At 58.4% G+C, this 22,503-nt stretch carries 17 protein-coding genes; 12 read left to right on the top strand and 5 right to left on the bottom strand.

Going from position 1 to position 22,503, the window contains the following annotated elements; all coding sequences use genetic code 11:
- The first annotated feature begins 49 nt into the window (after positions 1–49).
- The gene (gene ftsH, locus PQU98_RS15575) at positions 50–1,921 is read left to right on the top strand and encodes an ATP-dependent zinc metalloprotease FtsH (protein ID WP_272745886.1); all 1,872 of its coding nucleotides are present in this window, start codon (positions 50–52) and stop codon (positions 1,919–1,921) included.
- A 157-nt stretch (positions 1,922–2,078) separates the two neighbouring features.
- Here ftsH and PQU98_RS15580 read toward each other — a convergent pair whose 3' ends face one another.
- Complete coding sequence (locus PQU98_RS15580) at positions 2,079–3,452, bottom strand: alginate export family protein (RefSeq protein ID WP_272745887.1); 1,374 nt, start codon at positions 3,450–3,452, stop codon at positions 2,079–2,081.
- A 169-nt stretch (positions 3,453–3,621) separates the two neighbouring features.
- Here PQU98_RS15580 and PQU98_RS15585 point away from each other — a divergent pair, with 169 nt between their 5' ends.
- From PQU98_RS15585 to PQU98_RS15625, 9 genes are all read left to right on the top strand, one after another.
- Positions 3,622–4,587 carry a D-alanine--D-alanine ligase gene (locus PQU98_RS15585; RefSeq protein ID WP_272745888.1) on the top strand — a complete coding sequence of 322 codons (966 nt, stop codon included), beginning with the start codon at positions 3,622–3,624 and terminating at the stop codon, positions 4,585–4,587.
- Complete coding sequence (locus tag PQU98_RS15590; RefSeq protein WP_272745889.1) at positions 4,550–5,455, top strand: cell division protein FtsQ/DivIB; 906 nt, start codon at positions 4,550–4,552, stop codon at positions 5,453–5,455. The genes PQU98_RS15585 and PQU98_RS15590 overlap by 38 nt, the downstream gene beginning before the upstream one ends.
- A gap of 29 nt (positions 5,456–5,484) precedes the next feature.
- Complete coding sequence (ftsA, locus tag PQU98_RS15595) at positions 5,485–6,816, top strand: cell division protein FtsA (RefSeq protein ID WP_272745890.1); 1,332 nt, start codon at positions 5,485–5,487, stop codon at positions 6,814–6,816.
- A gap of 337 nt (positions 6,817–7,153) precedes the next feature.
- Positions 7,154–8,941 (top strand): cell division protein FtsZ, encoded by a 1,788-nt coding sequence (gene ftsZ, locus PQU98_RS15600; RefSeq protein ID WP_272745891.1) that lies wholly within the window; start codon positions 7,154–7,156, stop codon positions 8,939–8,941.
- A 278-nt stretch (positions 8,942–9,219) separates the two neighbouring features.
- Positions 9,220–10,113, top strand: coding sequence for a UDP-3-O-acyl-N-acetylglucosamine deacetylase (gene lpxC / locus PQU98_RS15605; RefSeq protein WP_272745892.1), 894 nt, complete (start codon positions 9,220–9,222; stop codon positions 10,111–10,113).
- A 129-nt stretch (positions 10,114–10,242) separates the two neighbouring features.
- The gene (locus PQU98_RS15610; protein ID WP_272745893.1) at positions 10,243–11,133 is read left to right on the top strand and encodes an outer membrane protein assembly factor BamD; all 891 of its coding nucleotides are present in this window, start codon (positions 10,243–10,245) and stop codon (positions 11,131–11,133) included.
- 77 nt (positions 11,134–11,210) lie between these two features.
- A complete protein-coding gene (gene recN / locus PQU98_RS15615; RefSeq protein WP_272745894.1) occupies positions 11,211–12,920 on the top strand; it encodes a DNA repair protein RecN in 1,710 nt (569 codons plus the stop codon).
- A gap of 164 nt (positions 12,921–13,084) precedes the next feature.
- Complete coding sequence (ligA, locus tag PQU98_RS15620; protein WP_272745895.1) at positions 13,085–15,172, top strand: NAD-dependent DNA ligase LigA; 2,088 nt, start codon at positions 13,085–13,087, stop codon at positions 15,170–15,172.
- 152 nt (positions 15,173–15,324) lie between these two features.
- A complete protein-coding gene (locus PQU98_RS15625; protein ID WP_272745896.1) occupies positions 15,325–16,071 on the top strand; it encodes an SDR family oxidoreductase in 747 nt (248 codons plus the stop codon).
- Between the two features lie 64 nt (positions 16,072–16,135).
- Here the strand turns inward: PQU98_RS15625 and PQU98_RS15630 are convergent, their stop codons facing one another.
- On the bottom strand, positions 16,136–17,962 hold the full coding sequence (locus PQU98_RS15630) for an aminopeptidase P family protein (RefSeq protein WP_272745897.1): 1,827 nt from the start codon (positions 17,960–17,962) through the stop codon (positions 16,136–16,138).
- A 16-nt stretch (positions 17,963–17,978) separates the two neighbouring features.
- Positions 17,979–18,848: a 50S ribosomal protein L11 methyltransferase gene (locus PQU98_RS15635; protein ID WP_272745898.1), complete on the bottom strand. Its 870-nt coding sequence runs from the start codon at positions 18,846–18,848 to the stop codon at positions 17,979–17,981.
- A gap of 96 nt (positions 18,849–18,944) precedes the next feature.
- Between PQU98_RS15635 and PQU98_RS15640 the strand changes: the two genes are divergently transcribed.
- Both PQU98_RS15640 and PQU98_RS15645 read left to right on the top strand, forming a co-directional pair.
- Positions 18,945–19,778 carry a hypothetical protein gene (locus tag PQU98_RS15640; RefSeq protein ID WP_272745899.1) on the top strand — a complete coding sequence of 278 codons (834 nt, stop codon included), beginning with the start codon at positions 18,945–18,947 and terminating at the stop codon, positions 19,776–19,778.
- 116 nt (positions 19,779–19,894) lie between these two features.
- Positions 19,895–21,784, top strand: coding sequence for an ABC transporter ATP-binding protein (locus PQU98_RS15645; RefSeq protein ID WP_272745900.1), 1,890 nt, complete (start codon positions 19,895–19,897; stop codon positions 21,782–21,784).
- On the opposite strand, the gene PQU98_RS15650 is transcribed toward PQU98_RS15645, so the two are convergent.
- Positions 21,761–22,243 (bottom strand): GNAT family N-acetyltransferase, encoded by a 483-nt coding sequence (locus PQU98_RS15650; protein WP_272745901.1) that lies wholly within the window; start codon positions 22,241–22,243, stop codon positions 21,761–21,763. The genes PQU98_RS15645 and PQU98_RS15650 overlap by 24 nt on opposite strands.
- A gap of 38 nt (positions 22,244–22,281) precedes the next feature.
- Entirely contained in the window at positions 22,282–22,470 is a 189-nt protein-coding gene (locus PQU98_RS15655) for a hypothetical protein (protein WP_272745902.1), read from the bottom strand.
- Positions 22,471–22,503 lie beyond the last annotated feature (33 nt).

Here is a 22,503-nt window from a genome sequence, read left to right on the forward strand (position 1 = left end):
GGGATGTACTAATTGATTGCGCCATGCTGGCGTTGGGAGATTGAGGTTTATGAACCTGCGTTCATTGGCGATTGTTGGGGTTTTGCTGGCTGTATTGATCGGCGCCTATTCTTATATGAACCAGAAGGGTGGGTATCCGGCGCAGCCGTCGGAAATGACCTATTCGCAACTGATTGCGGCGGTCGATAAGGGCGAAATCACCTCTGCCACCTTCCACCGTGATGAGGTGACCGCCACCAATAAGGACAAAAAGGTCTTTAAGATCGTGACGCCCTATCCCAATGAGGAACTGGCCTCAACCATGAACGCCAAGGGCGTCAATGTGAAGGTTCAGACCGCACAGACTTCGCTGTTTGTGCAAATTCTGTCGGGTCTGCTGCCGATCCTTTTGATCATCGGTATCTGGATATTCTTTATGCGTCAGATGCAGGGCGGCGGCCGGGGCGCTATGGGCTTTGGCAAGTCGAAGGCCCGCCTTTTGACCGAGCATAAGAACCGCGTCACCTTTACCGATGTGGCCGGCGTTGATGAGGCCAAGGAGGAACTGCGCGAAGTCGTTGATTTCCTGAAAGACCCCACGAAATTCCAGCGTCTGGGCGGTAAGATCCCGAAAGGCGCGCTGCTGGTCGGCCCTCCGGGGACGGGTAAGACCCTTCTGGCTCGCGCCGTGGCCGGTGAAGCCGGTGTGCCGTTCTTCTCGATCTCCGGTTCGGACTTTGTGGAAATGTTCGTCGGCGTCGGTGCGTCGCGCGTCAGGGACATGTTCGAGCAGGCCAAAAAGAATGCGCCGTGCATTATCTTTATCGACGAAATCGACGCCGTCGGTCGTCACCGCGGCGCTGGCCACGGCGGCGGTAACGATGAGCGCGAGCAGACCCTGAACCAGTTGCTGGTGGAAATGGACGGCTTTGAGGCGTCTGAGGGCATTATCATCATCGCCGCCACCAACCGTCCTGACGTGCTGGATTCGGCGCTGCTGCGTCCGGGCCGTTTCGACCGTCAGGTCGTGGTGCCTAATCCTGATTTGACCGGCCGCGAAGCCATTCTGCGCGTTCACATGAAGCCGGTGCCTCTGGCCGTGGATGTCGATGTCAAGGTGATCGCGCGCGGCACACCGGGGTTCTCCGGGGCTGATCTGTCCAATCTGGTCAACGAAGCCGCCCTCATGGCCGCTCGTAAAGACCGCAAGCTGGTGACCATGAAGGACTTCGAGGACGCCAAGGATAAGGTCATGATGGGCGCTGAGCGCAAGTCGATGGCCATGTCCGAGGACGAAAAGAAGCTGACGGCCTATCACGAAGGTGGCCACGCTATTGTGGCGCTTAAGGTGCCGGAAGCCGATCCGGTTCATAAGGCGACCATCATTCCGCGCGGTCGTGCGCTGGGTATGGTCATGCAGTTGCCGGAAGGCGACCGTTATTCGCAGAACTTCACCCAGATGACCTCGCGTCTGGCTATCCTGATGGCTGGCCGGGTCGCTGAGGAACTGATCTTCGGCAAGGATAAGATCACGTCTGGCGCGTCGTCCGACATCCAGCAGGCGACCCGTCTGGCCAAGGCCATGGTCACCCGCTGGGGCTATTCGGACGAACTGGGTCTGGTCAACTATAAGGATGCCGAGGATGAGCATGGTGCCTTTGGGCGCGATGTGTCCGAAGTCACGGCCCAAAAGATCGACGGTGAAATCCGCCGTCTGGTTCAGGCCGGTTATGATGACGCCAAGCGCATCCTGACCGAGCACAATGACGGCCTGCACCGTCTGGCCAAGACCCTGCTTGAGATCGAAACCCTGACCGGTGAAGAGATCATCAAGGTTCTCAACGGCGAAGAGATTGTCCGCGATGAGGATACCGGCGTGCTGGTGGAAAACTCTTCCAATCTTGCCGTGCCGGTGACGGATGACGAAAAGGCCGATGCGTAAGGCTTAAAAATCAAAGCGGGTGAGGGCAGTCTCACCCGCTTTTTTTATGTTTAACTGGGCTCTACTGTCGCCGTTTGACAATACGCGTCAGAGATGTCCACGCTTCACCGCAAACGAGGAGTGACGAAGGAGATGCGTTCTACTCTATAATCTTAAACTAAAAAGGGCTGGTCAGGGCGACGGAAATATAGTGCGTATCAGGGGAATTATACGGATAAAGGGCGGTTTTCAGGAAGTAACCCTTATCGATTATTGCGCCACTGACCTCGGCGCGAAGGCGATTGGGCACGAGCCAGAAACGCGCACGGCCTTCAAGCTGGGTGCCCGCAAAGCTGCCGGATTGCCCAGAGAAATCCCTGACGCCTGTGGTTGAAAAGCTATCCGTAGGCTCCGCCAGCCATAGGCCGCGATAGACCACAAAGGCGTCAAACCTGGGCGTGGGAGCAACTTCTAGCCTGATGCCCGGTGTGCTGATATTGGCGCGGCCGATCTGGGAATAGATGCCATCGGGGGCGAAATCGGCGCGACGCATGCCAAACAGGGTATCAAAGCGCCCGTACTTGCCGCCCAGTTTATCGCCGCTGGCATAATCATATTCCACCGACAATCGGGTTTTTATCGAACCCCAGAACCCCTCACTAAAGCTGTAGCCTATGTCGGCATGGACAAAGCCCGCGCTGACGTCATAGGCGTCGTCGTAGTGGGGGTAGGGTTCTACGTATGTAGTTCCAGACTGATATATGGTCTCAAGTTCATAATCCACATGCCCCACTTCAGGGGAGCGTATGAGGCGCAGACTTAAGGTATCAAGTTCGCGGTTGCGTGTAGGCATACCCGGGGCGTCGTCTTCGGAAAGCCTGAAATAGCTAATCTCGCCGCGAGTGGTGCCAAATAGCTCAGGCTTTGTCACTATGCCGCCCACCAGAAACAAGTTTCCCATTTCACGGTCAAATTGCTGCTCATTATCCAGAATATACGCCTCATAGTTGGGCAGACGCACCTGTGGGAGTGTATAGATAAACGTCGCTTTGGTATGGGAAGGCGTGGTCAGATCAAGCTTCACCCCCGTATAACCATTAGTAGCGTTGCTATAATCATCAGACGCCACGAGACGGCCTGACCCGAGATTGAGTGTAAAGCGCCCCGCCTGTGCCGATACATCATAGCCCGGCCCGAAGGCGTCGTTAAAATCGCGCGCGATATAGGCCTGCACGGGCTCCAGGACATTGACCTCGCTGGTGCCAATCGCACTGTAGGGACGGCTGCCATAGGCGCGGCTGTCGTGAAGCTCAATTCCTGTGCGCCACGGGCCTGATCTATATTCGCCAGTCAATATGGTGCGCAGGCTATATAGTTGATCGTTCTCGCCAAATCCAGCGCGCGACTGCCCCGACAGGTCTTCATAGCGCACTCGCACCGACCCCGATAGGCTCAGGCCATCGGCGGCCTGAGCGCCTGCGGGCATAAAAGCGTAAATTGACGATAGGTAAAGCGCTGCGCGCAGAGGTTTATTGCTGAGGCTGAATGACATGGGCTCGCTACAATGATGATCATCAAAGTCAGTCGGACAGTATCTGAACATTAATGCTTTACACAGTGTGAACTGAGGATGCCCATTTGAGGGGGCAAGATGGCCTTGACCTCATGCCGCTAACCCTTCACAACACGGCCCTTGATTTTCTAAATAATGGTCGGGTTTCATGTCCAGTCTGCCCCTGTCTCATCTTCATATCGCGGTTCTTTTGGGGGGGCTGTCGTCCGAGCGCGACGTGTCGCTGGTGTCGGGTAAATCCTGTGCCGATGCCCTTGAACGATTGGGCGCTAAGGTTACCCGCGTCGATGCCGGTCGCGATCTGGCACAGGTGCTGACGGCGTTAAAGCCTGATCTGGTGTTTAATGCCCTGCACGGGGCGTGGGGCGAAGATGGCTGCGTTCAGGGTATTTTAGAGACCCTGCAAATCCCCTATACTCATTCCGGCGTTCTGCCTTCAGCGCTGGCTATGGACAAAGCCAAAGCCAAGGCTGTACTCAAAGCCGCAGGCGTCACCGTGCCGGGCGGCGGGCTTTATAACCGTCATGAGGTCGCCCGCGATCACGTCATGGCTCCGCCCTACGTGGTGAAACCCAATGCTGAGGGCTCAAGTGTCGGGGTCTATATCATCCGCGAAGGCGCCAATTCGCCACCGCAGGATTTGGCGTCCGACGCATGGACCTTTGGCGAAGAGGTCATGGTTGAGCCCTATGTGGCCGGGCAGGAACTGGCGGTTGCGGTACTTGGAGAATCAGGCGGGCCGCGGGCCCTTACCGTCACCGATATCGTCTCCAATACCGGCTGGTACGACTATGAGGCCAAGTACGGCGAGAATGGCTCCCGCCACGTCCTGCCGGCCGACATTCCGTCCACAGTTTTTGAGCGCGCCAAACGGCAAGCAGAGTTGGCGCACAGCGCACTTGGTTGCCAAAGTCTTACACGAAGTGATTTTCGTTATGACAAAATTAAGGACGTTCTGGTTCTCTTGGAGGTCAACACCCAACCCGGCATGACCCCGACCTCGCTCGCCCCTGAGCAGGCGGCCTATGCCGGTATGGGCTTTGATGATCTGGTCAAGTGGATTGTGGAGGACGCCTATGCCCGCAGTGGTTCGGGGAGGAAGACGGCAAGCTAAGGTTCAGTCCGCGCCGAAAGGTGCGTCGAAGGCCTCTGCGTCGAATTCATCTCGCGGCAAGCGGGTCGTTGGGCAATCCGGCATGATGAGGGCCGTTGGCGGTGTGCCGATGCCATCGGAACTGACCGCATGGCTGGCCTTTGGCGGCTTAAGCATTTTGTTACTGGCAGTGCTGGCCACCGGAAACCGCGCCCAGATGCTGACCGACGGGATGCGCGATTTTGCTGACCGTCGTATCGCCGCCGCAGGGGTCAATCTACAAAATATTCATTTAAAAGGCGTGTCGGACTATTCGCGCGCTGACATTCGCGCCGCCCTTGATTTTCAGCGCGGTCAGCCGATCGCCCTGATGGATCTGGCCAGGGTCAAGGAAGACATCGAAAAAATCGGCTGGGTGGAGTCGGTGACGGTACGCCGCCAATTCCCGGATGTGCTGATCATCGATGTGGTTGAGCGCCCCCGTCTGGCCGTCTGGCAATATCAGAATAAGTCCTATGTCATCGATGATAAGGGCCAGATCATTCCCGAAGCGCGCGCCTATAACTTTGTCGACCTGCCACTGGTGGTCGGTGAGGGGGCTAATGAAAATGCCGAAGACATTCTTGAACTGGTGCGCTCACGCCCGGAACTGATGCAAAAGCTGGAGGTTCTGGTGCGGGTCGATACCCGTCGCTGGGATCTGAGGCTGAAAAACGCCACCCTGATTAAGCTGCCGGCGCTCAATCAAGAAGATGCGCTGGCGCGTCTGGATACCCTGATTGCGTCGCGCCGTGTGCTGGATCAGGGGCTGGCCGAAATCGACCTGCGTGATCCCAATGCCCTGATCGTCGCCCCCTTTACAACCACGACCGCTCAACCCGCTGCCTGATTTAAACCGCTTAACCTGAAAATCGTCATATGTCGCGTTACGAAGATCGTTCCGGTAAAGAATTTACCCCCAAAGCTGAAGTCACACCGGGGCTTGTCGCCTCGCTTGACTTAGGCGCGTCCAAGATCGGCTGCTTTATCCTAAAGCCCGAAGGCGCGCGTCAGGCCGATCAGTCCATCCGCATAGCCGGGGTTGGCTATGTGCAGTCGCGCGGGCTTCGCGCCGGTAATATCATAGATATGGACGCGGCCTCTCAGGCGATCGGCCAGGCGGTTGAGCGCGCCGAAGCTATGGCCAATGCCTCGCTTCAGGGCGTGCGTGTCTCCGTGCCGGGCGCGCAGATGGCCTCGCACCGCGTGTCGGCGCACGTCTCGCTCGGCACCAAACCGATTTCCGATGCCGATCTGACCCGCGCCATTCAGTCAGGCTTGTCCCAGGTGCGTTTCCCCAATCGTCGCTGCATCCACCTGTTACCGGTGTCTTGGTCGGTGGACGGGCAATCGGGCGTGCGTGATCCGCGTAACCTGACCGGCCGCGCGCTGGGGTTAGAGCTGTTAGTGATTACCATCGACGAGAACGTCTTTAATAATATTCAGCAATGCGTCAGCATGGCTCATCTTGAGGTGCAGGCCATTGTCTGTGCGCCTCTGGCGGCGGCGGTAGCCGCCCTTGAGGACGATGAAAAAGAACTGGGCAGCATCTGCATCGACATGGGCGCGTCATGCACCACGGCAGCCGTATTTGCCAATGGCTCACTGGTTCATGTCGATTGCCTGAACGTCGGCGGGGCGCATGTGACCGCCGATATTGCCCGCGGTCTGTCAACGACGCTGGCGGGGGCGGAGCGTCTGAAAACTTTGCATGGTTCGGCCATTGCGTCCTCCAACGAAGACCGTGAAATGGTCGAAGCGCCACCGCGTGGTGATGATCCGGGAGCGGGGCCTATCTCGGTGCCGCGCTCGATCCTGAAAGGCATTATCGCGCCGCGCGTTGAGGAAACCTTTGAATTGCTGCGCGAAAAGCTGAAAGCCTCAGGTGTGCAGCTTGAACCGGGGGCGGGGATTGTCCTGACCGGCGGCGCGTCGCAACTGGCGGGTGTGCGTGAACTGGCCGTGCGGGTGTTTGATCGTCCGGTGCGTTTAGGAAAACCGAAACGCGTACCTCATCTGGCTGATGCGGCGGCAGGCCCGTCCTTTTCCGCGGCGGCGGGGGTGATCCTGCGCACACTTTACGGGCCGCGCGATGTGGTGCCGGTCAAAAAGATCATGAGTGCACGCTTAGGGCCGGGGGCAGCCCCGCAGGCGTCCGGCGGCGGCAGTGCGGTCACCAAAATGATAGACTGGCTGAGAAATAACCTGTAATTTTATATCCAACGCCTCCCTAAAAGTGTCTGCGGCTTTAGGATTTAGATGCGCTTTTTGATCTTTGCGACTTAATTTCGCCGCATGTGGCGATCTGTGGAAACTCTATCCACCGGAAAAGTCATACTTTGGTAATCTCTGTTAAAATTTATTACCAAAAGGGCTTCAAAACCTCCCGACTCAGAGTACTCGGTAACTATTCGTTAAGCGTATTTGATGTCTGATAGTCCTCTGAGTACTGCTGAGGTGTGCGAGCCTGTCTTTCAGGCTCACGTCCCGGCAATTCCCCCGGCCGGGTGGCTGTGAGGGCAGAGGTTACGGGAGGTTGGTCCAAATCATGGCTATTCATCTGTCTGCGCCGCGCACAACCGAGTTGAAGCCGCGCATTGTCGTCTTCGGGGTCGGTGGCGCCGGTGGCAACGCCGTCAACAACATGATCGAGTCCGGGCTGGAAGGCGTGGAGTTTGTGGTGGCCAATACGGACGCCCAGCAACTCCAGTTTGCCAAGACCGACCGTAAGATCCAGTTGGGTGTGTCGATCACCCAGGGTTTGGGCGCGGGCGCTCACCCTGAGGTCGGCATGACCGCAGCGGAGGAATCTCACCACGAAATCACAGAGCACCTAGATGGTGCCCATATGGTGTTCATCACCGCCGGTATGGGCGGGGGTACGGGCACCGGCGCGGCCCCCATCATCGCCAAATGCGCGCGGGAACGTGGCATACTGACGGTCGGTGTGGTCACCAAGCCGTTCATGTTTGAGGGCCGTCACCGGATGCGTCTGGCCGATGCCGGTATCTCTGAGCTGCAACGCTATGTCGACACCCTGATCGTCATCCCGAACCAGAACCTGTTCCGTATCGCCAATGAGCGCACCACCTTTGCCGAAGCCTTTGGCATGGCCGATCAGGTGCTGCATTCGGGCGTACGTTCCATAACCGATCTGATGGTGCTGCCGGGCCTGATCAATCTCGATTTTGCCGACGTGCGCTCGGTCATGTCCGAAATGGGCAAGGCCATGATGGGGACTGGCGAAGCATCTGGTGATGACCGTGCCATGCAGGCCGCGCAAAACGCCATTCAGAATCCGCTGCTTGATGAAACCTCGCTCAAGGGCGCCAAGGCTGTGCTGGTCAATGTCACCGGCGGTCTGGATATGACCCTGCTTGAGGTTGACGAAGCCGCCAATGCGATCTCGTCCGAGGTCGATCCGGACGCCAACATCATCTTTGGCGCCGCGTTTGATCCATCGCTTGAAGGTAAACTGCGTGTCAGCGTCGTGGCCACCGGCATGGATAGCCAGGCTGCGGTCGCTCAGCCGCCTGTGCAAACCGCAACTCCGGCCCAGCCTCAACCGACAGTACAGGCGGCCCCCAAAAGCCCTTTATTCACGGGGGGCTCGTCGCGTGAGCCCCAACAGGCCCAGCCTGCTAATGTCCAGCCAGCCTCTGTAAGCGCGCCTGTGTTTGCGTCGGCCCCGGCCCCGGCGATTACGCCCGTGCCAGCACCTGCTGCACGTGAATTCGGCGCGCGTATCGAACCCGTGGCCCCACGTGAGCCGCTTCAATCAATGGCGCGTCCAGCTTTTACGGCCCCGGCTGAAGCGGCAAAGACTGAGGTTCCGGAAAGCCGCGTAATCGGCAAGATCGTCGATCCTGAAGTCGAAGGTGAAGAAGACGGTTTGTTTTCCAGCGTGCCTGATCAGCCGGTAGCGCCTGCGGCGCCCCGGATCGAAACCCCTCGCGTTGAGGCGCCGCGCGCTCAGCCCGAAATTGTGCGCCCGACCTATCCGCAGCCGCCACGCCCGACCTTTGCCGGCAATGCGCCGCGCCCTGAGCCGGCCCGTCCTACGGTTCAGGCCCCCACTCATGCCCCGGCCCGCCCGCCGGAGGAGGAGAAAGGCTCGATCTGGAGGTCATTGTTTCCGCAGCGTAATCGCGACACGACCTCGCACTACGCGCCGGTGACGCAACAGCCATCGGTCCAGCCCAGCTATCCGGCGCAACCGGAGGTCACGGATCATCGTTCCGCGACGGTCAGTGTCACCAAGCCTGAAATGTCGGCGGCCCCGGAAGCTGAGGATGATCTTGAGATCCCGTCCTTCCTGCGCAGACTGGCGAACTAGGGCATCTGTGTTGTTGCATTAAAGGCACTATGTGATATCGTAATTGTGGCGCGCTAAGATTCAAACCTTGGCGCGCCATTTACGTTTCAGGGGGTTACGGCTTACGGTATAAGGCCTTTTGATAGGGCAGGATCTTAACGTCTTTTTGCCGTAATCCTTTACGTTACAAACAGAAATTCAAGTTCAGTTGTGATTAACGTGGGCGGAAACTATACCCACACTAGGCCAAAACTCCATTTGCGGGGCGACGGCATCACGACTTTTTGGATTATCTGTCTATGTTGCCAGAGCATCATGAACACACCCTGGCCACCCCGGCGATTTGCGCGGGCGTAGGTTTGCACACCGGTGAGCGCGTGCGCTTGTCGGTGCGTCCGGCGCCTGCGGGTTCCGGCGTTGTCTTCATGCGCTCTGATGTTACCGACCGTGACAATGTTATTTCTGCGACGGCAGAGTCTGTCACCCAGACCCGTCTGGGTACGGTTATCACCAATAAGGCCGGTGTGTCGGTCTCGACCATCGAGCACCTGATGGCGGCCTTGTCGGCGCTGGGCGTCGATAACGTCCTGATCGAGATGGACGGGCCGGAAGTGCCGATCATGGATGGTTCGGCCTTGCCGTTCGTGCAACTGCTGGATCGTGCCGGGTTCCGCCGTCAGCCCATGCCGCAAAGCGTGATTGAAATCTTAAAACCGGTCGAGGTGATCGAAGGCGATAAACGTGCTTCGCTGACACCGTGTGATCGTTTTGAAATGCGCTTTGAAATCGAATTTGACAGCGCGGTGATTGGTCATCAGGTCGTCGATCTGGTCGTCACCGAAGACAGCTTTCGCGATGAACTGATGTCGGCCCGCACCTTTGGCTTCCTCGAAGGGGTTGAGGCACTGCGCGCGGCGGGTTTGGCTCGTGGCGGTTCTATGGACAACGCCATTGTCATCGATGGTGACAAGGTGCTGAACGCTGAGGGCCTGCGCTACACTGATGAATTCGTGCGTCATAAGGCCTTGGATGCCATTGGCGATCTCTATGTTCTGGGCATGCCGATTCTTGGCCGTTTTGAAGGAATCAAGGCCGGTCATGGCCTTAATAATGCCCTTGTTCGTGCCCTATTGTCCCGCCCGGACGCGTACCGTGTGGTGACTTTGGCGCCGGCCCTGTCGAAAGCGGGTTAAGCCTTAATAAGGCTGTTGGCTATTTAAACTGCCTCGTGTAAGTGTCCATTGGGGGATTCCGGTCGTTTACGTCCGGGCCTGCGACTAACCAAGGCCAAGAAATAGGGACCGACACGCGTGACGCCTTTGATGACCAAGCTTGTTTCCAAAAAAACGATTGCCGCCCTTGTGCTGGCCAGCCTTGCTATCGGTGGTTTAAGTGCCTGCGCCGGTAAAAAACCTGCCCGCGCTAATCTGGTCTACGAAGAGCGTCCGGTTGAGCAGCTTTACGCCACCGGTATGAAGCGCCTGGATGAAAAAAGCTGGAACGAGGCCGTGTCCTATTTCGAGGAAGTGGAGCGTCAGCATCCCTATTCGGAATGGTCGCGCCGGTCTATCATCATGACCATCTACGCCAACTACATGGCCAATAATTACGAAGAATCCAATACAGCGGCGGATCATTTCATCCAGCTTTATCCGGGTTCACCGCTCACGCCCTATGCCTACTATATGAAGGCCAACAACTATTTCGAGCAGATCGTCGATGTCGGCCGGGATCAGGCCTATACGGTACAGGCGCAAACCCTGTTGCGTGACGTGATCCTGCGCTATCCGAACTCCGAATATGCCAAGGATGCGCGCCTGAAACTCGACATGGTGGCCGATCAACTGGCCGGTAAAGAAATGGAAATCGGGCGCTATTACCTGAATCAGAACCAGCCTCTGGCTGCCGCCGGTCGTTTCCGCACTGTGATCGATAAGTACCAGACCACGAGCCACACGCCGGAGGCCCTGTATCGTCTGGTCGAAACCAACCTGGTTCTGGGCCTGACCGACGAAGCCAACCGTAATGCGGCCGTGCTGGGCCATAACTTCCCCGGTGAGTTTTGGTACAACGAAGCCTACAAGCTGATGCAGTCACGCGGCCAGACCCTGGCGGTGGCACCCGATCCCGATGCCAAAAAGGTTGAGACTGCCGCGCCAGAAAAAGAACAAAAGAAGAAAAAAAGCTGGCTAAGCCGCATCACTCCGCTTTAAATAGCCGGGCTGATGGCCCGTTAGCGAATCAATGAAAGCGGGCCTCATTTCACGAGGCCCGCTTTTTTGGTGTGTTCATGCTGACGCGGTTGACGATACAGGATGTGGTTCTGGTGGATCGGCTTGACCTCGATATACGGTCTGGCCTGAGCGTGCTGACCGGGGAAACCGGGGCCGGAAAATCAATCATTCTGGACTCATTAGGGCTGGCAACGGGCGCACGCGCCGACGTGGGCCTGATCCGCGCCGGTGCGCCGCAGGCGGCGGTGACCGCAGAATTTGAGATTGCCGGCACATCCTCTCTCTATGAATTCCTTGAAGATAAAGGTCTGGCGCTGGAAGCCGGTGAGCCCTTGCTGCTGCGCCGGGTCATCAGCCGCGATGGCCGCTCCAAGGCCTTTGTCAATGATCAGTCGGTCAGCGTCAGCGTGCTGAAAGCGCTGGGCGACAGCTTGCTGGAGGTACATGGCCAGCATGAGACGGTGGGCTTGCTTGATCCCAAAACCCACGGGGCCATGCTCGATAATTACGGCGGCTGTACGCCGTATCTCAGCGAAGTTCAGGCGGCGTTTAAAGCGCTGAAAGCCCTTAAGGACGAATACCGCGACCTGCACAGAAAAGCCCAGGCCGATGCCTCGGAAATCGAAGCCCTGACCCTGCGCTTGCAGGAACTGGAGCGCCTGAACCCGCAGGCCGACGAAGAGGCGCAGATGGCGTCGGAGCGGGCTTTGCTTGGGGCATCAGAGCGGGCGCTGGAAGATATTACCGAGGCACGAACCGCTGTGGGCGGCGATCGCCTGTCGCAGCAACTGGCCAAGGCGTTTCGCGCGCTCGATCACGCCCGAACGCGCGCCGCTCAGGCCGGGGCCGGTGAGGATCATGAGGTTTTGAAGCGCCTGTCGGCGGCGGCCGAAGCGCTGGATCGCACGTTAATATCCGCCGATGAAGCGCTGGCGCTGATGGATGCGGCAGCCGATGCGCTGGACGTTGAGCCGGGAAAGCTGGACCGGGTTGAGGAGCGGCTGTTTGCCCTGCGCGGCATGGCGCGTAAGCTCAATGTGCTGGTCGAGGATCTGCCGAAAGAGCGCGTGCGGATGGCGCACCATCTGAACCAGATTGAGGATGCTGAGTCGCACCTGAAAAAACTGGCCGCCAAGATTAAGGACGCGGAGAGCGTTTTCCATCGGGCAATCGAGGTTCTACGCGCGCAGCGGATGCAGGCGGCGGAAACCTTAAGCCACGCTGTCATGGCCGAACTGACGCCGCTTAAGCTGGATAAGGCGCGATTCCGGGTGGCGATGACGGCGCTGGAGGTCGAACGCTATGGCCCGACCGGAGGGGATGTGATCGCCTTTGAAGTCAAGACCAACCCCGGCGCCGACTGGGGCGGGATGGCCGCGATTGCGTCGGGTGGTGAACTGGCGCGGTTTGCTCTGGCGCTCAAGGCTGCACTGGCCACCAAAGGCGGTGTGGACGCCAAGGGGCCTGTGATGATCTTCGATGAGGTCGATCAAGGGGTGGGCGGCGCGGTGGCCGATGCGGTGGGCTTGCGGTTGAAAAAACTGGCCCAATCGTCGCAGGTGATTGTGGTGACCCACAGCCCACAGGTGGCAGCGCGCGGGGATCAGCATCTTAAGGTTTCCAAGGCCGATGCGGGCGAGGGGGTGCGCTCATCAGTAGTCGAGCTATCAAAAGACGAAACCCTTGAGGAACTGGCGCGGATGCTGTCGGGGGCTGAGATCACCGAAGCCGCCCGCGCCGCCGCCCATGCGCTGGTTCGTGGGTAAAGAATAATACTCCCCCTGTTGCAGGGGGAGCTTTGATTTGAGGCATTGCTTCAAATCAAAGAGGGGGTAAATCCGTCTTACGGTAATTACCCCACCTTCCGGCCGGATAAATCCGGCCTCCCTCCTCCCCTGCAACAGGGGAGGTTCTTTAATTTAGACTCCAGATGACCACAGATTTCGATACCGCCAAATCCGAACATGACCGCCTGACGGCGGAGATCAATCATCACCGGGCGCTATATTATAACGAAGAGGCGCCGGAGTTATCGGACGCTGATTACGACCAGCTTGAGCAGCAATTGCGCCAGCTTGAGGCGCTCTATCCGCAACTGGTGACGGCTGATAGTCCGACCGAAACGGTCGGGGCGCCGGTATCGGCCAAGTTCGCGCCCGTTCAGCACGGTATCCCCATGCTGTCGCTCGATAATGCGTTCAGCGCCGAAGACATTACCGATTTTGTGGGCCGCATCCGCCGGTTCCTGAAGCTTGATCCGCTGGAGACGATCCATTTTGCCGCTGAGCCCAAGATCGACGGCGTGTCATGCTCGATCCTGTATGTGGATGGAGAACTGGTGCGGGCCGCCACGCGTGGCGATGGACGTTTGGGTGAGGATATCACCGAAAACGTCAAAACTATCAAGGATATCCCGCATAAACTCAAAGGCTCCGGCTATCCCGACCGTATTGAAATTCGCGGCGAGGTCTATTTCCCGCTGGAAGCCTTTGCGGCCATGAACGCCACGGCGGCGGAAACCGGGGGTAAGGTCTTCGCCAATCCGCGCAATGCGGCCTCAGGGGCCCTGCGCCAACTGGATGCGCAGATTACCGCGTCACGGCCTTTGCATTTTTTCGCTTACGCCTGGGGTGAAGTGTCCGATTCGGATTTTGTCACCACTCAATCCGAAGCCTTGCAAAAATTCCGGGACTGGGGCTTTAGCGTCAATCCGCGCTCGATCCGCACCTCAAATGCCGAAGGCCTGCTTGAGGTTTATAACAGCCTGCAAAAGGACCGCTCCGAACTGGGCTACGATATCGACGGCGTGGTCTATAAGGTCGACCGGCTGGATTATCAGCGCCGATTAGGCTTTGTGTCGCGCTCCCCGCGCTGGGCCATTGCCCATAAATTCCCGGCCCAGCAGGCCCTGACCCACCTTCAGGCCATCGACATTCAGGTCGGTCGCATCGGCACCTTAACACCGGTGGCGCGGCTTAATCCGGTGACGGTCGGCGGAGTGGTGGTGTCGAACGTAACGCTTCACAATGCCGATGAAATCGCGCGCAAGGATATCCGCATCGGTGATCTGGTGCGGGTGCAGCGCGCCGGCGATGTCATCCCTCAGATTGTTGGGGTTGAGTTGAGTGAGCGGCCCGCCGAGGCGATACCGTATGACTTTCCGACCATTTGTCCGTGTCCGCTGAAAACCGAAGTGGTGCGTGAGGTCAATGCCAGGGGCGAAGAGGGGGTGGCGCGGCGCTGCTCCGGCGAACATGCCTGCCCGCACCAGCGGGTCGAATATCTGAAATATGTCGTCAGCCGCCGCGTGCTCGATATCGATGGGCTGGGCGAAAAGCAGTTGCTTAAGTTCTATGAGGACGGGTTGATTTCCGAACCGGCGGATATCTTCAAGCTTGAGGCCCGCGATGCGGCGTCGCTAAAAAAACTCAAAGACCGCGAAGGCATGGGGAGCTTAAGCGTCCAAAACCTGTTTCAGGCGATTGAGGTGCGGCGCGATATCAGCTTAGAGCGGTTTATCGCAGCACTCGGCATCAAACATATCGGCGATACGACGGCCAAGCTTCTGGCGCGGGCCTATGGATCAGAACCGGCTTTTCGCGCGGCCATGACGGCGGCGGTGGCCGATGAAGACGGTGCGCGGGCGGCGATCATCGAGCAGGATCAGGTCGGCCCCAGTGTGGCTGAGGCGCTGGTGGCCTATTTTTCCAACGACCACGAAATGGGCATCTATGATCGCTTTGTCGCGGAGCTTCGGGTGAAGGACGCGCAAGTTGTGGCGACCGGATCGTCGGTATCGGGCAAGACGGTGGTCTTTACCGGCACGCTGGAAAAAATGACCCGTGATGAGGCGAAGGCTCAGGCCGAACGGCTGGGTGCTAAGGTGGCGGGTTCAGTCTCGGCCAAGACCCATATTGTGGTGGCTGGCCCAGGCGCTGGCTCTAAACTCAAAAAAGCCGAGGAACTGGGCGTGACCGTGATGACCGAAGATGAGTGGCTAAGCATGATTGGCGGGTAGTAAGAAGTACCCCCTCTTTCAGTGACGCCAGCGTCTCTGAAAGCTCCCCCTCTTGGAGGGGGAGTTCTTTAAGATTTTGTTTTTTAGAACTCCCCCTGTTGCAGGGGGAGCTAAGGGCAAATCACTGATTTGCACTTAGAGGGGGTAACGTTATGGAACGTTCAAAAATCGCCGTCATCACCGGGGCGGGCAGTGGCATAGGCCGCGCGGTTGCGGTCGCTTTATCGCAGGCCGGATGGTCGCTCGTACTGGCTGGGCGGCGGGAGGCTGCGCTCAAAGACACCGCGAACGTATGTGCGGGGGATACCCTGTGCGTCCCCACCGATGTCACCGATGAAGCCTCGGTTGCCGCGTTGTTTGAGGCAACGATCAACCGCTTCGGGCGCATCGATATGCTGTTTAACAATGCGGGTGTCAGCGCGCCGGCGGTGCCGCTGGAAGATCTTGACTGGGCGCAGGCCAAGGCCGTGATCGACACCAATGTGACGGGGGCAATGCTATGCGCGCGTGAGGCCATTCGGGTCATGAAGGCTCAAACGCCTCAGGGCGGGCGGATTATCAATAATGGCTCAATCTCGGCCTATGGGCCGCGGCCCCATGCCGCGCCCTATGTGATGTCAAAGCACGCCGTAACGGGCCTGACCAAATCGATTATCCTCGATGGCCGGGCGTTCGGGATCACGGCGGCTCAGATCGATATCGGCAATGCGGTTACTGATATGTCTGAGCGCATGGCATCGGGCGTGTTGCAGGCTGATGGCAGCACACGCCCTGAGCCGCGCATGGATGTGGCCCATGTGGCGAATACGGTGGTGCATATGGCCGGTCTGCCACCTGAGGCCAATATGCCGTTCGTGACCATCATGGCGACGAACATGCCGCTTTACGGGCGGGGGTGATTTTTACCCCCTCTGACTTTGATGCCAGCATCAAAGTCAGCTCCCCCTGCAACAGGGGGAGTTCTTAAAGGGGCGCGCACACGGTTTCGAGCCAGTCGCGGACGTCGGGGGCAACGAGGTCTTTGAGCAGGTCAAAGGTCTTGGCGTGGTAGGTGTCCATATAGGCGCGCTCTGCCTCGGTCAGCAGCGACACCTCGATCAGGTTACGATCGATGGGTGCGTAAGTTAGATTTTCAAACCCGTGCATGGGGCGTTCGCCGCCTTCGACGGGGGTGGTTTTGGTGACATATTGCAGGTTCTCGATACGGATGCCGAACTCACCGGTTTTGTAAAAGCCGGGCTCGTTCGAGACGATCATGCCGGTTTGCAGCGGATAGCGGTTGAGCGCCTTTGAAATCCGTTGCGGCCCTTCGTGAACCCCCAGATAGACCCCGACGCCGTGGCCTGTGCCGTGATCATAGTCAAACCCGCCGGCCCACAGATATTGTCGCGCCAGCACGTCCAGATGCGTGCCGGTCGTGCCCGCCGGAAAGCGCACGGTGGCTAAGGCAATATGGCCTTTGAGCACCAGAGTAAACATGCGCTTGTGTTCTGCGGTCGGCTCACCGATCGCCATAGTGCGGGTGATGTCGGTGGTGCCATCCTCAGACTGCGCACCGGAATCGACCAGCAGCAGATTGCCGGGCTGGATGCGAATATCTGAGGCCGTATTGACGCGGTAATGGGGCAGGGCGCCGTGCGGGCCAAAGCCGGAAATCGTATCGAACGACAGGTCCTTGACGCGGCCGGAGGCGATGCGAAGCGATTCCAGCTTTTGCGCCACTTCGATTTCAGACGGCAGGGTGGTTTGGGCAACGGTTGCCACCCAATGCAGGAAGGTCGAAATGATCGCCCCGTCGCGGATATGGGCGGTGGTCGTGCCCGCAATTTCGACCTCATTCTTGCAGGCGCGGGGCAGAGCGCAGATATCGTCGGCGGGCACGGTGATAGCACCAGCCGAGGTCAGGGCTTCAAACCAGTAGGCCGAGGATATGGCCGGATCGACCATGACGTTTTGGCCGTTCAGGTCAGCCAGAGCCCCTGCGATATCGGCCGGCGTCAGCAGCGAGACTTCGTTTCCCAGCCATTCGGTCAGGCCGTCCGTCACCTTGGCCGGTTCGAGGAAAATCTGCGCGCGGCCATCATCGAACAGGATCGCCTGACCCAGCGGCAGGGGCGAGCGAATAACATCGCCACCGCGAATATTGAAAAGCCATGCCAGCGACGATGGGGACGTGATCAGGGCGGCCTTGGCCCCTTTGGATTTCAGCGTGTCAGCCAGCCCGTGGCGCTTATCGGCAGACGTTACCCCCGCAAATTCAATCTGGTGCGGCACGACGGGGGCCATCGGTTGAGCCGGGCGATTATTACCCCACGCCAGATCTAGCGGATTGGGCGACGTGGCCTTGAGCGTCAGGCCGGCCTGATCGGCGGCAGCTTTCAGCGTTTTCAGACCGTCAGGGCTGTGCAGGGCCGGATCATAGCCGATGACCGAGCCTTTGGGCGCGGTCAGAAGCTGTTCGGCCAGTGACGCCATGCCATTATAATCTTCGACGGTGAACACCGAAGGGTCGGTCTGCTCGCGCGATTGCAGCGTGTAGCGGCCATCGGCAAACAGTATCGCCTTGTCCTGAAACACGATCGCGGCCCCTGCCGAGCCGGTAAAGCCCGATACCCACGCCAGCCGTTCATTGGCGTCCGGCAGATATTCGTTCTGATGCTCATCTTCATGGGGGATGATAAAGCCGTAAAGCCCCAGCCCCGTCATTTGCGCGCGCAAGCCTGCGACATTGGCCACCCCCTGCGACGGATGGGTGGTGACATCAAAGGTCTGAAAAGCGGTGTCGGGCATGGCGGGACTCATCAATTTATGATATTTTTTGCATCACCAGCGTGCACCAGGCGTCGCGGTGGATGCGGCGCACGACCTTAAAGCCATGTGACAGGTAGGCGCCCTTTACGAAACGTTCCTGCGTGCGCAGAAGGCCCGACAGAATGACGATCCCGCCCGGTTTCAGCGCGCCGCGGATTGAATGGGACAGACCAACCAGAGGCCGTGCTAAGATATTGGCGAACACCAGATCATAGGGCGCGTCCTTGCGCACATCCTTGTGGTTTAAGCCATTGGCCCACACAAAGCGGGCCTTGGCCTGATTGAGTTTGGTGTTCTCATTGGAAATGCGCACGCTGATCGGGTCGATGTCGGTGCCGACCGCGAATTTTGTGCCGGTTTTGGCGGCCGCGATGGCCAGAACGCCGGTGCCTGCGCCGACATCGAGCACGCGGCCAAAGCGGTGCTTTTTCAGCAGGTCGTTATAGGCCCACAGGCAGCCGACCGTGGTGCCGTGGTGACCGGTGCCAAAGGCGGCGCCCGCTTCGATACGCAGATTGACGGCGCTGAGTGGTTTTTTCCCACGATCATGGGCGCCATAGACAAAGAACCGGCCTGCGCGTACCGGCGGCAGACCCGACAGAGCCATAGCCAGCCAGTCGGCATCGGCCAGTTGTTCCGTCGTGAGTTTAAGGTCGGTGTAACCGGCCAAAACCTCTTGCAGCCGCTCAGACTCGTCCTCAGTCGTGGGGAAGGCGTCGATGCGCCAGATGTTTTTGTCCTCATCTTCCTCAAGGATGGAATAGGTCGCCCCTTCGAGGAAGGCGTCGTCGTCAATGGCGCTGGCTGCCGCTTCGGCAATGGCGCGCGGGCCACGGGCGACGATTTGCTGAGGATGGTAGGTCATGGTGCTTTATGTTCTTTGTACGCAATTGATTAAGATGGCAGAGTCAGATAGGCTAAGGAGATTCGACGACTGCGTTTGAGCGATGGGATAAGATTGATGGCGAGAGCTACCACGAAAAAGACGACGACGGAAACAGAAATCCCGGCCGATGCCGGTGTAAAAAAGACCATCGCGCGTAAGGCTCCGGCCGTGAAGGCCCAAGTTAATGCGATGGCGGAAAAGACCGTGGCTGCGGCTGAGAAAACCGTCAAGACTGCCGCCAAGACCACAGCGGCAACCGCCAAAAAAGCAACTACGGCCGCCAAGACAACGGTCAAAAAGGCCGCTGCCGAAGTGAAGCCGATCGTTGCCGACGCTAAAAAGGCCGTGGTCGCTGAGGCTCAGAAAGTTTCCAAGGCTGCGGTCAAAACCGAAACCAAGGCGGCCAAGGTCGTGAAGTCTGCTGAAAAAACCGCTGAGAAAACCGTGAAAACGGCCACGAAAAAGGTTGAAGCTGCGGTGGCGGACGCCAAGAAAACGGCAACCAAGGCCGCCAATAGCGCTGTAGCCAAGGCCAAGCCGGTCATCGCCAAGGCGAAAAAAGAGGCTGAAAAGGCGATCGACGCCGCTCAGGACAAGATCGACGACGCCATTAAGGCGGCGACGCCGGCCCTTGAAAAAGCTAAGGCTCAGGCCGAGAAGGTCATTGATGCGGTTGAAGATAAGGTCGACGACGCTGTAAAGGCGGCAACGCCTGCGATCAATGAAGCTAAGGCCAAGATCGAAGATGTGATTGACGACGCCAAGGCCAAAATTGATGAGGCCGCTAAGGCCGCCAAGCCGACGTTTGATAAAATTGAAGCCAAGGTCGAAGAGGTTGCCGCTGAGGCCAAGGCGGCTGTCACGCAAAAGAAGCCCGGTTTCTGGGCACGTTTGTTCGGCAAAAAATAAGCCCGCCAGGCACTCTGAATATTTTCAGAAGGGCGGGACCGGTTCCCGCCCTTTTTGATGTCATAAACTGACACACGGGCGTGGCAATATAAGCTTAAGACGCCCACAGGTTTATGATGATACTCACGCCCCTTTTTAATTTTTTCGAAAGCCTGATCAAACCGTTCCGGGACTATCCGGCGGTGACGCCGCCCACGACGGTGCGGGGCTTTTTCACCCACTTTCTGCGTCAGGTCTGGCCGGTCTTTGCGGTACTGCTGGTGGTGGGCTTAGCCTTCACCCTCACCGAAGTGATGGTGTTTCAATATATGGCGCGGGTCATCGACATACTGACCCATGCCGATCAGGCCAGACTGTGGGCTGAGCATGGCCGTGAATTCATCATCATGCTGCTGGTGCTGGGGGTTTTGTCACCCGCGCTTTTGGGCTTACATTCGCTGATCCTGCAACAGGCGATCGCCACAAATCTGCCGACCCTGATCCGCTGGCAGTCGCACCGCCATGTCGTGCGTCAATCCTTGAGCTTTTTCAGCAATGACTATGCCGGGCGGGTGGCCTCTAAGGTGGTCGATACGGCGTCTTCGATACGCAATACACTGGTGACCCTGTGCGATACGTTTTTGTACGTCATCGTCTATTTCACCAGCGCGATCGTGCTGTTTTTCAGCGCCGATCCGCGACTGGTTCTGCCGGTGGTCATCTGGATGGCGCTGTATGTCCTGATGTGCCTGCGCTTTGTGCCCAGACTGTCAAAGGCCTCCGAAGAAGGCTCAGAGGCGCGCTCATCGCTGGTTGGGCGGGTGGTTGACAGTTATACCAATATCCAGACGGTCAAGCTGTTTGCCAATACCCGCCGCGAAGACGACTATGTGCGTGATGCCCTCGATTTCAATGGCAAGAAATGGCAGGTCCAGCAGCGCCTGATCACCACACTCGATATCGGGGTGGCGGTGCTCAATGCCAGTCTGCTGGTCTCGACGGGTGTGCTGGCGGTGTGGCTGTGGAGTTCGGGCAGCATCAGCGTCGGCGCTATTGCTCTGGTCGGCGCCCTGACCCAGAGGCTTTTGAACATGTCCGGCTGGGTGATGTTTCAGGTGACCAGCTTGTTTGAAAACATCGGCACGGTGCAGAACGGCATGGAAACCATCTCTCGTAACCATAGCGTTGTGGATGCGAATGATGCCCGCGAACTGAATGTTTCGCGCGGTGAAATCCGCTTTGAGGACGTCGAGTTCGGCTATGGCGAAAGCGGCCGGCCGGCGCTGAATGGTATCAATCTTACTATAGCACCGGGTGAAAAGATCGGGCTGGTCGGGCCGTCAGGGGCGGGTAAGTCGACCTTGGTAAACCTGTTTCTGCGGCTCTATGACCTGACCGGTGGGCGCATCCTGATCGACGGGCAGGACATATCTGCGGTCACGCAGGAAAGCCTGCGCAGCCATATTGGTATGGTGACGCAGGATACCTCCCTGCTGCACCGCTCGATCCGCGACAATATCGGCTATGCCCGTCAGGGCGCCAGCGATGACGACATCATGGAGGCGGCCGCCCGTGCCCATGCGGCCAGCTTTATACCGGCTCTGGTCGACTCCAAAGGGCGGACGGGTCTTGAGGCCCATGTGGGGGAGCGCGGCGTCAAACTGTCGGGTGGTCAGCGTCAGCGTATCGCCATTGCGCGGGTGCTGCTTAAAAATGCGCCCATGCTGGTGCTGGATGAAGCGACCTCTGCGCTTGATTCCGAGGTCGAAGCCGCCATTCAGGACAGCCTGATTGACCTTATGGCCGGCAAGACGGTGATTGCCATCGCCCACCGTCTCAGCACCATTGCGCGTATGGACCGGCTGGTGGTCATGGATGGCGGGCAGATCGTGGAGACCGGTACGCACGCCGAACTGATCGCGTCAAATGGTCTTTATGCTAGATTATGGGCGCGTCAGACCGGCGGCTTTATTGCCGAGGATGTGGCGGTGAAAACGCCGGACCTAGAGCTTACGGAACATGACTAGGGCATCGACCAGGCCCTCGGTCGGGTGGTCGAAGGCGTCCGGCAGGCGGGTCAGGGTCTGAAAACCCAGCCCGTGCCATAGCGCCACGGCGCGGCTGTTGGTTGAAACCACAAAATTGAACTGCATGGCGGCAAAGCTCATGTCTTTGGCAACCTCTAGCGAGTGCTGGCACATGGCCCGCGCCACGCCTTTACCGGTGGCCTGAGCGGCGGTCATATAGCCGCAGTTGGCGACATGGCTGCCGCCGCCTTTCTGGTTGGCTTTAAGGTAATAGGTGCCCAAAATCTGCCCGTCATCTTCCGCCACAAACGTATGATGGCCGTCGGCAAACCAGTAGCTTAAGGCCTGCTCGCGCGACCAGTCGCGGGGCAGGGCGTAGGTGTCTCCGGCGCGGATGACAGGTTCAAGGATTGACCAGATGGCGTCATGGTCAGCGGCGGTGGCGGTACGAATAATCATACCCGCCAGATAAGGCGACTTACTGCATCAAACAAGGCCTAGCTGAGGCGAAGACGTAAAGACTCCGCCGTCAGTGACAACATTTCGCGTAAATTGTCTTCGTCAACCTCATCGACTTCCATGACCATGCGGGTCATTTCGTCGTTAAGCAGGTCGTCAAGAGTCAGGTCGGGAATAATCGAGTGGCGGGTGGCGGTGGAGCGCTTAATGGCAGGGGTTCCCAGCATGTCGGCCTCCTTCTTATGAGGTGTGTCTAATAA

It is taken from the genome of Asticcacaulis machinosus (assembly GCF_028550435.1).
GTDB lineage: Bacteria > Pseudomonadota > Alphaproteobacteria > Caulobacterales > Caulobacteraceae > Asticcacaulis > Asticcacaulis machinosus.